At 34.5% G+C, this 524-nt stretch carries 1 protein-coding gene; it reads left to right on the top strand.

Annotated elements, in window-relative coordinates:
• Nucleotides 1-137: 137 nt before the first annotated feature.
• The coding region (locus ACFQY0_RS21405; protein WP_379717155.1) for a YtoQ family protein at nt 138-524 on the top strand (387 nt) is incomplete at its 3' end.

The following is a 524-nucleotide window of genomic DNA, read 5'->3' on the forward strand; positions in this document are numbered from 1 at the left end:
GAGGGTAAATCGTTCCGTCGAAATCAAATAAAGCTATCCTCATATATCTTTTCCCCTTATCAATCTATCGTCTATCATTTTATCATAAATTAAAAAAGGTATATAGTATTAAGCAGTACACATTTAGGAGGAATATTATGGAACTAACAGTATATCTTGCAGGTGAAATTCACACACCTTGGCGTGATGAGATAAAAACACTCGTTTCTAAAAAAGGATTGCCAATTTCATTTGTCTCTCCACAGACAAATCATAATTTTTCTGATGAAATAGGCGCTCAAATCTTGGGTGAACAACCAAATAAGTATTACCATGATAATGCTGCTTCAAGCATCAATAATTTACGCACAGAAATCATGCTAAAAAAATCTGACATTGTAATCGCGTTATTTGGTGAAGAATATAAGCAGTGGAATACAGCTATGGATGCCTCAAGCGCTGTTGCACATGGTAAGCCACTCATTATAATTCGACCAGAAACACTGATTCATCCACTAAAAGAGTTATCAAACAAAGCAAATGTT

The sequence above is a fragment of the Haloferula chungangensis genome (assembly GCF_042664875.1).
In the GTDB taxonomy this organism is placed as follows: domain Bacteria; phylum Verrucomicrobiota; class Verrucomicrobiia; order Verrucomicrobiales; family Akkermansiaceae; genus Haloferula; species Haloferula chungangensis.